The following is a 12,871-nucleotide window of genomic DNA, read 5'->3' on the forward strand; positions in this document are numbered from 1 at the left end:
CCTAAGTGACATGGGAGCCACTGATGGACAAATATTAAAGTGGGATGAGTTGGCAAATGCAGGTGCAGGAGGATGGACTTTAACAGAAGATCTCACTGACGGATCCGGTATTAAAGACTTAAGCAATGGGAAAATACTAATCGGTGACATTGACAACATCCCAGTAGAAATAACAATATCAGGAGATGCAACTTTAAATAACTTAGGAGTACTTACAATTGAAAACGATGCTATAACCTCTGAAAAAATTGTAAGTAAGACCATCAAATCAGAACACCTAAGTCCAATGGGAGCAGCTGAAAACCAAGTCCTTAAATGGAATGGAACTATTTGGGCACCAGCGGAAGATGACTCTGGTACACTACCCACATTAACTAATGCCGAAGTCATAATCGGGGATAATGCAGGCAATCCTGCAGCACGAACAATAACAGGTGACGCTACCTTAAATAATACAGGAATACTCACAATTGTGAACCAAGCAGTAACCTCTGAAAAAATTGCTAACAATGCAGTCACTACAGATAAAATAGCAGATGGTAATGTCATTGAATCTAAAATTAATAAAGGATTAGACGGCCAAGTTTTAACAACCGTAGGCGGGGCCGTAAAATGGGAAGATCCCTCCCCCGCAGTATTAGCAGCTAACTCCGTAACCTCTACCATGATAGCAGACGGAGCCATCAAAGCAAGTCATATTGCTCCTGGAGCAATTAAAGGTGGTCCAGGAGGAGCTATTGCTTTAAATTCAATAAGACAAGGGGACATAGCTCCAGATGCTATTGGCTCTAGTGAGTTGGATGCCGATTCCGTGGGAGAATCTGAACTAAAAGATGGTGCTGTAACAACTGATAAAATTTTGAACGGAACAATCCTTGACGCTGATATTAATGCAGGTGCTGACATAGCTGGAACAAAAATAGCTCCAAACTTTGGCGCTCAAAATATTGTTACCACTGGTACATTAGCAGCCGGTAATACTACAGTGACTGGAACAATCAATGCAACAGGAACTATTTTAACCACAGCAGGCCTTTCGGTGGGTGCAGATATACTATTAAATGGAAATTTAGTTCTCCCCGACTACGTCTTCCAAAAATACTTCCAAGGGTATTCCACCATAAACAACGACTACCAATTTAAAAGCTTGGCAGAGATTGAGGCATTTGTAAAACAACACAATCACTTGCCAGGGATTAAATCGGCAGAAGAAGTTAAAAAAGATGGCTTTTGGAACTTGAGTGAATCTAACCTTCAAAACCTGGAAAAAATTGAGGAATTGTTCCTGCATACTATTGAGCAGGAAAAGAAAATAGAGCAGCTTAAAAAAGAGAACGAAAATCTTTCTTCGGAGCTCCATTCCATAAAAAAGGACCTGGAAGAAATTAAATCGCTCCTTAAAAACAACAATCAAAAGCAATAGAAAGCAGAAACACTAGTGCATCTAAAACCATGAAAAATGTCCTCGCCATATTCGCTATTTTGTTAAGCCTAGGCCTCCAGGCCCAATCGGCTATGCACAATACCGGTAATATCCGGATACATGAACAGGGGCAGATAGGCTTTCATACCAACCTCATCAATAATACCGCCTTTGATCAAAACTTGGGTTTGGTAGGGTTTTATGGTAGTAATATTATTTCTGTTTCTGGGGCTTTTATGCCCATTTTCTACGATATCGAGATCGCTTTAGATCAAGAAGTACAACTCAATACCGGCATAAGTGTCCTAAACAACACTAATTTTATTGAGGGGAATATTGCCACCCCAAGGCAACAACAAGAGGTGTATTACAACTTTTTGGACGAAGCCGATTATATAGGGGAAACCGATTTTTCCAAAGTAGATGGGTATGTTACCGCAAACAACGTAAGTACCATGGAATTTCCTGTTGGCGATGCTACCCAACTCCGAGCCCTTACCCTAGTCAGTAATACTACCAACAAATTTGTGAAATGCGCCTACTATAGGGATAATGTGGACAATCCCTTAATTTCTACGCAACGGTTTGATACCATTCAAAAGCCTATGTCCGTTGGCCGAATCAGCACCAAGGAATTCTGGCATCTGGAAGCCACTGAAAACTCCAGTATCCAGATCAGCTGGAATCCCGATAGTGATCTAGCTGCCCTCACCGATAATGTGGCAAAAATTATTCCGGTAGGATGGAGTATTGCCAGGGGTTCGTGGGTAAATCTAGGAACCGAATCCGTAATGGGCGACCTGGAAACAGGAATGCTGATCTCCAGAAATTTTGTACCCTCGGATTATGCCGCCATTACCTTTGCTAGCGCATCCAAACCCAAAGACTTACTTACACTGGATAATTATTTGGTCACCCCAAACGGCGATGGCGTAAACGATTTTCTCTTTATAGAAGAACTACAACGCTCCCAAGACCACATGCTAAGGATCTTTGATCGGAATGGTTTAAAAGTGTACGAAGAAAAAAATTACACCAACGGATTTACCGGTTATTCCAACGTTAATAATCTGGTCATAAATCGCGATCAAGGTCTCCCTGATGGCATCTATTATTACATTGTGGATATGTACGACCTGAAGTTAAGCTATCAGGGGTATCTGTATTTGGAACGGAAGAGATAGTTTTCAGTCGTCAGTTATATTCAATAAACAATTAGCGGTAAACGATTAGCAATAAACATTTGCAGGGAGGTGTGGGTATTTAGATATGAGTAGTGAGATGCTATTCTGGCTATAACCTATCCAGAAAGACTGGGTATAAAATAACAATGTCACACTTAACTGAACATAACCGGCTAAAGCCATGGAGCGATTGCATCACTTAACCACAGACTAAAGCGTCGTGGCTATTCAAAAGCCTTCCATCTCGCCTGATGTCCAAATTGATACCTCTCCAAATCATTGGTAAATTGCTACATTGATCAATTACAACATTAATTCATTGTTACATTAATCAATTGCTACAGTAAATCACCATTTCCAAATTAACCCAACATCAATTTTTATTAAAATTGGATAACTTTATCCTTCTCTTTCCGTTTATAGATTAGGAAACCTATATTTATAGCACTAAACGCGCCACTTGCGGTGTTATTGAGTGGTATGGAGTACATAAAATCAACTATTAAACACGTATTGCCCTATGCAAAGAAGATCTTTTATTAAAAAAAGCGGTTATACCGGATTAGCATTAGCACTAATGCCCGGGATTGCCATGGCCCAAGATTCGGAATATTCGTTGGATGAATTAATGGGGAAAAAAGACATCGCATTATTTGGGAAGGACATCAATATGAAAAAAGCGGCCCATGATGCCTTCGTAGAAATGAGAAAAGCGGCCTCTAGTGACGGAATCGATTTAAAAGTGGTTTCTAGTTTTAGGAGCTTCTTTAGGCAAGATACCATTTGGGAGCGCAAATACCTGCAAAATACCAATGAGAGGGGTATGTCTAAACTGGCGGCAATAGAAAAAATTATTGAATATTCTACCATCCCAGGTACCAGCAGACACCATTGGGGAACGGATGTGGATATAATTGATGGCTACCCAAAAACTACCGGTGGCGTATTAGACCCGGCAAAATTTGAAGCGGGTGGCCCCTTTGAACTTTTTAAGCAGTGGATGGACGAGAATGCCAATAAATTCGATTTTTATTTGGTCTACACCGATAATCCAAAAAGGAAAGGGTTTAAATACGAACCTTGGCACTACAGCTATGCCCCTATTTCTAGACCTATGTTAAAAGCATATCGGAGAAATAATATCGCAAAACTGATTATGCAGGAAGATATTATTGGCAAGGAAAACTTTACGGCAGGCTTCCTTAGGGAGTATATACAAAACAATATATTGGATATAAATCCCGAATTATTGTAACCATTTTTTTCGTAAATTGTTCAATAAACGACGGATGAAATGGGGAATCATTACCCATCGTAAGTTGGACCAATATCAATGGTAAGCAAGGACAATTATGCGTATAAAGCAGTTGGGATGTTGGCCGCTTCTAGGTGCAATAACCACCAAAATCCGTACGTATGCCACAGCTGTTTAACCGTAGTTGCCAATAAGAACGGCAATGGAAGGAATGGGAACGGGAGGCATTGGATTTTTAGCGATATGCCACAAATTGGCACTGGACATTAGAACTATTTTGACTTAAACTAACATTAGGTAATCATGAGGCGAAATTGGAAAATCAGGATTTTTATTGGCTTGGCCATTGTCGCCTTCGCCTATGTACAACGCTGCACCAATAAGGAAGAGAATCCCTATACTGGCAGGGTGCAGAATATTAGCATGAGTACAGACCAAGAGATTGCCATTGGCTTACAGAGCGCCCCGCAAATTGCACAGCAGTACGGCGGACTCCATCCTGATGATAACCTACAGGCGCTTGTAGACCAAGTAGGCAACAAGTTGGTAAACAATAGCGTTGCCAGGGAAACTCCCTATAAGTATGAATTTCACCTTCTAGCAGACGACCAGACCATAAATGCCTTTGCACTTCCCGGGGGACAGGTTTTTATTACCTATGCCCTGCTTTCCAAATTAAACGAAGCCCAGTTGGCAGGGGTTTTAGGCCATGAAATAGGCCATGTGATCGGTAGGCACTCCGCCGAAAGGATTGCCGAAGGAAACTTTTGGAAAACAGTCTCCGTTGGCGCTTCCGTAGGGGCCGATGCTGGCGATATTGTAGGAAGTATAGGACAGAACACCTTACTGACCAATGGTAGGGAAGATGAGTTGGAAAGTGATGATCTTGGTGTTTTATTTATGCTTCGCTCTGGTTATGATCCAGAAGAAATGATTAGGGTCATGGAAATTTTAAAAGAGGCCGCAGGGCCAAATCAAGTTCCCGAATTTAAAAGCACCCATCCCGACCCGGACAATAGGATAGAGAAAATAAAAAGCGCTATAGAAAAATATAAAAATAACCTTTAGAACCAAAATAAAACAGGGCCTAACCCCCTGAATTCCAATTAATTTAGTATATTGCAACGATTCCCAATCTTTCATACTCGTTCAATTTAACCCCTTATAGCTTTGATTATTATTAATCTAAACAAGTCTATATGGGAACACTATTACATTTTAAACACCTTTATTTAAATGCATTTGAGAATTGTAAACCGGAGTTCGCAGTATTTGTTTTAAAGCTGTATTCCGTTTTCTGCCTCGTTATGCTATCATTGGCACTTTATGCTTTTTTGTTCAGAATTTTTACCGGATTCGATTTTTAATACTAAAAAAAAAATCACCCTTACTTAAACTGAACACTATAGTAGAGAACAACCACATTAAAAAATTGAAAAGAACCTATCGGATAATTTCGATAGGTTCTTTTATTTTACAGCAATACCGCTATGTTATTATCTTAAATGCGCATTAATCACTGCCAAAGCATCTGTAGCATTAGAAAGTTCTGCATGTTTCTTTGCAGTGTACCCACTATCGCACCTAATAGTCACGTCTGCACCATTTTTTATTAAGAGCGATACAATTTCAGCCTTGTTATAACGGGCAGCAAAAATAACCGGAGTTTTTCCCAAAGACTTTTCATTTACATCCTCTCCCAATGCAATTAACCGTTTTACGGTTTTAATATCCCCTTTCATAATAGCTTTGCAAAAAGAATTTAGTTCACGGGGGTTCTCTATTAGCGGCGAACTATAATTTTCTTGGGTGTCCACTAGTTTTTCGGCACTAAAGCCACTTGCCATACATAAAAATGCCATGGCAGCAATTACGATTGTTTTTCTCATGATGAATACGATTAAATTAAAAAATAGTTTTTGATTGTACCTAAAAGACCGAGAACTCGTTAATTCGTTACAAAAATCACATTTAAATAACATAATATTAACATAATAGAGCTGTTTGATAGTAGGCTGTACTATCTAATAACAGGAGGCAGTAATTTTAAAATTCATAGGTCAAATTCTAGTATTCCATGGGCAATAGTTCTATTTTTGACGTGAATAACAATAACATTATGAACAAAAAAGTAATCCTAATGATTTTGGACGGTTGGGGAAAATCACCCGACCCCAAAGTATCTGCAATTGAAAATGCCAACACCCCATTTATAGACTCTCTTTACACACAATATGCCAATGCCAATTTATTGACCGATGGTATGAATGTGGGTTTACCAGAAGGACAAATGGGTAATAGTGAGGTAGGACATATGAATTTAGGGGCTGGAAGGATCGTTTATCAAGATCTCGCAAAAATTAACCTTGCCATAGACCAGAACACTTTAAAGGATGAGCTTGTTTTAAAAGAAGCTTTATTACACGCTAAAAACAATAATAAGACAGTACATTTTTTAGGATTATTGAGTGATGGTGGCGTACATAGTCACACCTCCCACCTAAGAGGACTTATAGACGCTTGTGAAAGCTACGGCATTAAAAATAGTTATGTCCATGCCTTTACGGATGGTAGGGACGTAGACCCTAAAAGTGGCGTTGGTTATCTATCCGAGTTAACCGATTACTGTGCAGATAAGAACGTAAAATTGGCTAGCGTTATTGGTCGTTATTACGCTATGGACCGAGATAAGAGATGGGAACGTGTAAAAATGGCCTACGATCTTTTGGTAAATGGAGCGGGTACAAAAACCCAAGACATCCAAGCCGCTGTTTTAAATAGTTATGAGGAAGGTATAACCGATGAATTCTTGAAACCTTTAGTGGTCACCAATGAAATTAACGAGCCACTTGCAACCATAAAAGACGGGGATGTAGTACTATTCTACAACTTTAGAACGGATCGTGGTAGGGAACTCACCCAAGTATTGAGTCAGGTAGATATGCACGAGCTGAACATGCACAAACTAGACCTTTACTATGTTACCATGACCAATTACGACGACTCCTATATTGGGGTAAAAGTAATCTATGACAAAGACAATATAGAGGAAACTTTGGGCGAGACCTTGTCCAAAGCAAATAAGAAGCAGATCCGTATTGCGGAGACAGAAAAATACCCTCACGTTACATTCTTCTTCAATGGAGGAAGGGAAATTCCGTTTGATGGGGAGCAAAGAATCCTTTGCCCGTCACCAAAAGTGGCTACCTACGATTTAATGCCAGAAATGAGTGCATACGAAATTCGTGATGCTATTATTCCTGAGCTAGATAAGGGAGAAGTAGATTTTGTATGTTTAAATTTTGCCAACCCGGATATGGTAGGTCATACTGGAGATATGCAAGCAGCGATAAAAGCATGTGAGGTAGTGGACAGTTGTGCCAATTCGGTCATTACTGCTGGACTCAGGAACGGGTACACCACCTTGGTAATTGCAGATCATGGCAATTGTGAAACCATGATAAACCCCGACGGTAGCCCCAATACGGCCCATACTACCAATCCGGTTCCCTTAATTCTGGTAGACAAGGAACTACAACATATTAAAGATGGGGTGTTAGGTGATATTGCCCCTACCATTCTTGCACTTTTAGGAGTGCCACAACCAAAAGTAATGACAGGGCAAAGCTTAATTTAAGGAGATTGATGTTGGAAGTAGAAACCTAAGAATAGGGGTTTCCAGTTCTAATAGTAATGTTTTACCTTTGTAGACTATGATTATAACAAAAACACCGGAAGAGATAGAATTAATGCGCGAGAGTGCATTAATCGTAAGTAAAACCTTGGGGATGTTGGCCAGTGAAGTAAAGCCTGGCGTAACCACCTTGCACTTGGATAAGCTGGCAGAAACCTTTATCCGTGATCACGGGGCAACTCCAGGATTTCTTGGAATGTATGATTTTCCCAATTCACTTTGTATGAGTCCTAATGCTCAAGTGGTACATGGTATTCCTAACGATACCCCCCTTGAAGAAGGAGATATTATATCTATTGACTGTGGGGCCTTGAAGAATGATTTTTACGGAGATCATGCCTACACCTTTGAAGTGGGAGAAGTTTCCCCGGAAATAAAAAAACTTCTGGAAGTAACCAAAGAGTCACTTTATATTGGAATTCGAGAATTTAAGGTTGGTAATCGCGTTGGTGATGTTGGATTTGCCATTCAAAAGTTCACAGAAGACCACGGTTATGGAGTAGTACGGGAATTAGTAGGTCACGGTATAGGACGCAAGATGCATGAAGACCCTGAAATGCCCAATTACGGGAAGCGAGGCCGAGGAAAGAAATTTACCGAGGGAATGGTGGTTGCCATAGAGCCCATGACCAATTTAGGAACACGCCATATAAAACAATTGAGTGACGGATGGACCATTCTCACTCGGGATGGAAAGCCCAGCGCCCATTTTGAGCACAATGTGGCCATTGTAAATGGCAAACCAGAGATACTCTCTACCTTTGCCTATATCTACGAAGCCTTGGGAATCACTAGCGATGAGGAGGATGAATTCCGCCAAAAAGCGTTAGTGCTGTAATAAGATAATTCTAAACTCCTGTTTTAAACAAACAGGAGTTTTTGTATCCTATAGATTTCGATTTTTTTGCTCCTCCTATTCTCGTCAGGTTTATGCTCGTCAAACAACCTACATCAGAATAGCAGGTAAATGATAAACCTTACCTCACAGGGCTACCCCAACTTTTAACAATGGCATTGAAAAACATATTTAAACTGATCCTTAACTCGGTTCCTAGACCAATACTTATAAATTTAAGCTATGTAGCCAGGCCCATATTGGCATTGGCCATGCGTGGCACTAAGTACACCGACCCTATAGATGGAAAAACCTTTAGGAAGTTTCTACCCTATGGTTATGAGCGTCCGCGAGAAAACGTGTTGTCCCCCTCCACTCTATCCTTGGAACGGCACAGATTATTGTGGTTGTATCTAAAAAACGAAACGGATTTTTTTAAAAAGCGTCTCAAAGTTTTACACTTTGCACCAGAACAGGCATTCTACAAACGTTTTGGGAAACTTGAAAATTTAGATTATACCACCACCGATCTAGAATCTCCTTTAGCAGATATTACAGCGGACATTTGCGATCTACCTTTTCAGGATAACACTTATGATGTAGTTCTTTGTAACCATGTGTTAGAACACATACAAGATGACACTCAGGCAATGAAAGAACTTTATAGAATCTTAAAACCTGGTGGCTGGGGAATTTTTCAGATCCCTCAAGATTTAAAAAGAGCCCACACTTTTGAAGACAACACCATTACAGACAGGAAGGAAAGAGCCAAAATATTTGGTCAGTACGATCATGTGCGGATTTATGGACGTGACTATTTTGACAAACTACGTACTATTGGTTTTAAGGTAACGGAGGTAGACTACACCAACACGAAACTAACCCCTGATGAAGTAGACCGCTACCGTTTGGCACCAGGGGAAATAATCCCACTGGTAACCAAATAATTATTTTATCACCATCGTTTTAAAACCATCGGTCATATACTCCAATACCTCCCCGCTATCATCCAAATATATAATATAACCCTCCAAAGTTTCATCTGCATTTAATATCTCCTTGGAGTGCGCCAGGTCCATCGCCATAAATGCGGTAGCATAGGCGTCTGCAGTAGCACAGTCCTTCGCCACTATTGTTACGGCCAGGATATTGGAGTTTTTGGTAAATCCGGTCAATGGATCAATGGTATGTACATATTTGTCACCCGTATCTGGATCAATTTTAAACTTCCTATAATTCCCAGAAGAGGCCATTGCATTATCCTTCATATTTACGGTTTTCTTGGAAGTCCTTTCCCAATCCATCTGGGGGTCGTCTATAGCCACTACCCATTGCTTATTCTTAATGGCATTCTCACCTTTCGCAACCAGTTCTCCCCCTACTTCAAGCAAATAATTCTTAATCCCTTTAGCATCTAAGAACACTGCTATTCTATCTACTGCATATCCTTTAGCAATAGCATTAAAATCGAAATAAATAGTAGGGTCAGCTTTTGTTATCTTATTCTCTGGCGTGATACTCACTTTATTAAAACCCACATATTGCAAAAGACTATCTACACGCTCGCTATTCATATCCAGCTCCTTTCCTGGACCAAAGCCCCATGCATTGACCAAAGCGCCCACAGTGGGGTCAAAATAGCCCTCAGTGGCAGTATATATCTCATTAGAAAGGTTAAACACCTCCTTAAACATATGATCTACTACCACAGTAGTATCGCCACTATTAATCCTAGAAATATCCGAATTAGGGATATAGGTAGACATAGATTGGTTTATTACCTTAAAGATAGAATCGATCTCCTTTTGATAGTCGAGCTCTTCTTCCGCGATATAGATCAAGCTATAAGTGGTCCCCAGCGCTTCTCCTACATTACCATTTTTCACCCACTTCCCATTTTTCTGCCCACAACCCATAACCAGGAATAAAAGTGGAATGGTAATTATCCAGGAATAATTATAATTTAACAAGTCCTTCATATTCTAAAATATAGTCTTCATTTAAATAAACCGGTAAGCTTCTATCTACAGCATTGTAGAGCCCTACTCCTGCATAATACGCCTCCCCCTCCTGTTTCTCTGCGTGATCTTTCATTTTCTGCATAAATTCCTCATCATACGCTTTAGGATCTAACGGATAGGGAACATTACGAACCACAATAAAATGAAGCTTCCTGTCTTTTAAGCACACAAATTGTGGATTTTTTTTAAGCTCACTATTCACCCCCATAAATTCGTACCCTTGGGCCTCTAGCTCTTTTCCAACAATATTCATGGCCAGATTATGCAATTCCTGATTGGTTAATTCTTTTCTCATTTTAAATATTAAAATAAATAAACGGTTAAAAAAAAGAGACCTGTCTTGTTTTGGAAACAGGACAGGTCTTTAAAATCATTTAGATAAATATCAACTTTGGATTACCCACCAAAATCATCAAATCTAATATGCTCATCCGGGATACCAAAATCTTCTCCCATTTTCTGTACCGCCTTGTTCATCAATGGAGGTCCACAGAAGTACAATTCAATATCTTCTGGATTTTCGTGATGGTTAAGGTAGTTTTCTATTACACAATTGTGAATAAATCCAACGAACCCATCTCCAGGAGCATCTATATTCTCTTTTACTTTCCAGTTATCTTCCTCTAATGGTTCTGAAAGTGCCAAGTAGAATTTAAAGTTAGGGAACTGATCCTCCAACTGCTTAAAATGATCCAAATAGAATAACTCACGTTTAGACCTACCACCATACCAATAAGTAACCTTTCTATTGGTTTTTAGGGTGTGGAACAAATGATATAGATGCGATCTCATTGGAGCCATTCCGGCACCACCACCTACGTACAACATCTCAGACTCAGATTCATTGATAAAGAACTCACCGTAAGGTCCAGAAATAATACACTTATCGCCTTTCTTTAGGTTAAAGATATAGGATGATGCAATACCTGGGTTTACATCCATCCATCCATTTTTGTTCCTATCCCATGGCGGAGTAGCAATACGTACGTTCAACATAATCTCTCTTCCTTCAGCAGGGTAAGAAGCCATAGAATAAGCTCTTTCTACCGTTTCGGAGTTTTTCATTACTAAAGGCCATAGGTTAAATTTGTCCCATTCTGCCTGAAACTTATCTGGTGTCTCGTGCTCTTCTGGGTGCGCAGTGATATCCATTTCAGAGAATTTCACCTCACATTCAGGAATCTCAATTTGAATATATCCGCCAGCCTTATAGCCCATATCTTCGGGAATTTCAACTACGAACTCCTTAATAAAGGATGCCACGTTATAGTTTCTAACGACGGTAGCCTCCCATTTTTTAATACCAAAGACTTCTTCAGGAATGGTGATGTCCATATCCTGTTTTACCTTTACCTGGCAAGCCAAACGAATTCCTTCACTTAATTCCCTTCTAGAGAAGTGCGGGGTTTCTGTAGGCAATGCTTCTCCACCACCTTCTAGAACGTGGCACTCGCACTGAATACAAGTTCCACCTCCACCACAGGCAGATGGAAGGAAGATCTTTTGATTTCCTAAGGTGGTCAATAGACTGTCTCCAGAACCAACTTCAATTTTTCTTTCCCCATTAATGGTAATGGTCACTGGTCCTGACGGGGATAATTTCTCTTTGGTGAACAGCAAAAGTGCCACCAACAATAACAACAGTATTAAAAACGCGATTACTGTTATCAGTATAGTTCCAAGTGTGCTTGTAGCTAATATCATCTTCTAGTTTTTGTTTTTTATAGCGTTGTTATAGGAAACGGTATTTTCTTTAGCCTCTTCCGAAATTTTATCCTCATTCTCTTTTTGAACTGTAGTAGGCACTTCTTCCTGAGCAGCTTCGTCTCCCCCGGTCAACATACCTCCAAAGCTCATGAAACCAATTGCCATTAGACCTGTAATTATAAAGGTAATGCCAAGACCTCTTAAAGGTGCAGGCACATTAGAATATCTAATTTTCTCTCTAATAGCAGCGATGGCCAGAATAGCAAGGAACCATCCTATCCCAGAACTAAGTCCATAATTAAAGGCCAATCCTAAAGTCTGGATATCTCTAGACTGCATAAACAAAGATCCACCTAAGATGGCACAGTTTACTGCAATAAGCGGTAAAAATATCCCCAAGGAATTATAAAGGGCAGGAGAGAATTTCTCCACTACAATCTCTACCAATTGCACCATAGTAGCAATAGTCGCGATAAACAGAATAAAGGATAAAAATCCAAGATTATAATCGGCGTACTCTGGTCCTAACCATGCCAATGCCCCATCCCTAAGAAGGTACTGATCTAACAACCAGTTTAAAGGAACCGTCACAGCCAATACAAAGATTACCGCAGCTCCAAGACCTACTGCTGTAGCTACCCTTTTGGATACCGCCAGATAGGAACACATTCCTAAGAAGGTCGCAAATACCATATTATCAATAAATATGGATTTAAAAAATAACTCTATATGTTCTAACATAACATTCTATT

Annotated in this window: 13 protein-coding genes and 1 pseudogene; 9 read left to right on the plus strand and 5 right to left on the minus strand. The window is 39.9% G+C overall.

Annotation, left to right across the window (positions count from 1 at the left end; translation table 11 throughout):
• From G466_RS24060 to G466_RS24645, 6 genes and pseudogenes are all read left to right on the plus strand, one after another.
• Positions 1 to 1,423, plus strand: a pseudogene (locus G466_RS24060) (hypothetical protein); the annotation flags it as partial.
• 29 nt (positions 1,424 to 1,452) lie between these two features.
• Complete coding sequence (locus G466_RS0102055) at positions 1,453 to 2,607, plus strand: gliding motility-associated C-terminal domain-containing protein (protein ID WP_026812148.1); 1,155 nt, start codon at positions 1,453 to 1,455, stop codon at positions 2,605 to 2,607.
• Between the two features lie 520 nt (positions 2,608 to 3,127).
• A complete protein-coding gene (locus G466_RS0102060; RefSeq protein ID WP_026812149.1) occupies positions 3,128 to 3,862 on the plus strand; it encodes a M15 family metallopeptidase in 735 nt (244 codons plus the stop codon).
• A 78-nt stretch (positions 3,863 to 3,940) separates the two neighbouring features.
• On the plus strand, positions 3,941 to 4,132 hold the full coding sequence (locus G466_RS0102065) for a hypothetical protein (RefSeq protein ID WP_026812150.1): 192 nt from the start codon (positions 3,941 to 3,943) through the stop codon (positions 4,130 to 4,132).
• Between the two features lie 33 nt (positions 4,133 to 4,165).
• A complete protein-coding gene (locus G466_RS0102070; protein ID WP_026812151.1) occupies positions 4,166 to 4,930 on the plus strand; it encodes a M48 family metalloprotease in 765 nt (254 codons plus the stop codon).
• A gap of 131 nt (positions 4,931 to 5,061) precedes the next feature.
• Entirely contained in the window at positions 5,062 to 5,229 is a 168-nt protein-coding gene (locus G466_RS24645) for a DUF6747 family protein (RefSeq protein ID WP_308427454.1), read from the plus strand.
• Between the two features lie 129 nt (positions 5,230 to 5,358).
• Here the strand turns inward: G466_RS24645 and G466_RS0102075 are convergent, their stop codons facing one another.
• On the minus strand, positions 5,359 to 5,751 hold the full coding sequence (locus G466_RS0102075) for an ankyrin repeat domain-containing protein (RefSeq protein ID WP_026812152.1): 393 nt from the start codon (positions 5,749 to 5,751) through the stop codon (positions 5,359 to 5,361).
• Positions 5,752 to 5,981: 230 nt separating this feature from the next.
• On the opposite strand from G466_RS0102075, the gene gpmI reads away from it, so the two are divergent.
• From gpmI to G466_RS0102090, 3 genes are all read left to right on the plus strand, one after another.
• Entirely contained in the window at positions 5,982 to 7,499 is a 1,518-nt protein-coding gene (gpmI, locus tag G466_RS0102080; RefSeq protein WP_026812153.1) for a 2,3-bisphosphoglycerate-independent phosphoglycerate mutase, read from the plus strand.
• A 76-nt stretch (positions 7,500 to 7,575) separates the two neighbouring features.
• Positions 7,576 to 8,394: a type I methionyl aminopeptidase gene (gene map, locus G466_RS0102085; RefSeq protein WP_026812154.1), complete on the plus strand. Its 819-nt coding sequence runs from the start codon at positions 7,576 to 7,578 to the stop codon at positions 8,392 to 8,394.
• A gap of 176 nt (positions 8,395 to 8,570) precedes the next feature.
• Positions 8,571 to 9,338, plus strand: coding sequence for a class I SAM-dependent methyltransferase (locus tag G466_RS0102090; RefSeq protein ID WP_026812155.1), 768 nt, complete (start codon positions 8,571 to 8,573; stop codon positions 9,336 to 9,338).
• Here the strand turns inward: G466_RS0102090 and G466_RS0102095 are convergent, their stop codons facing one another.
• The 4 genes from G466_RS0102095 to nqrE form a co-directional block, all read right to left on the minus strand.
• Positions 9,339 to 10,370, minus strand: a complete 1,032-nt coding sequence (locus G466_RS0102095) for an FAD:protein FMN transferase (RefSeq protein ID WP_026812156.1) — start codon at positions 10,368 to 10,370, stop codon at positions 9,339 to 9,341. It abuts the gene before it with no gap.
• A complete protein-coding gene (locus G466_RS0102100) occupies positions 10,348 to 10,707 on the minus strand; it encodes a hypothetical protein (protein WP_026812157.1) in 360 nt (119 codons plus the stop codon). The genes G466_RS0102095 and G466_RS0102100 overlap by 23 nt, the downstream gene beginning before the upstream one ends.
• A gap of 101 nt (positions 10,708 to 10,808) precedes the next feature.
• Positions 10,809 to 12,116 carry an NADH:ubiquinone reductase (Na(+)-transporting) subunit F gene (gene nqrF / locus G466_RS0102105; RefSeq protein ID WP_026812158.1) on the minus strand — a complete coding sequence of 436 codons (1,308 nt, stop codon included), beginning with the start codon at positions 12,114 to 12,116 and terminating at the stop codon, positions 10,809 to 10,811.
• 3 nt (positions 12,117 to 12,119) lie between these two features.
• Positions 12,120 to 12,860 (minus strand): NADH:ubiquinone reductase (Na(+)-transporting) subunit E, encoded by a 741-nt coding sequence (nqrE, locus tag G466_RS0102110; RefSeq protein WP_026812159.1) that lies wholly within the window; start codon positions 12,858 to 12,860, stop codon positions 12,120 to 12,122.
• Positions 12,861 to 12,871 lie beyond the last annotated feature (11 nt).

The sequence above is a fragment of the Arenibacter certesii DSM 19833 genome (assembly GCF_000429545.1).
GTDB lineage: Bacteria > Bacteroidota > Bacteroidia > Flavobacteriales > Flavobacteriaceae > Arenibacter > Arenibacter certesii.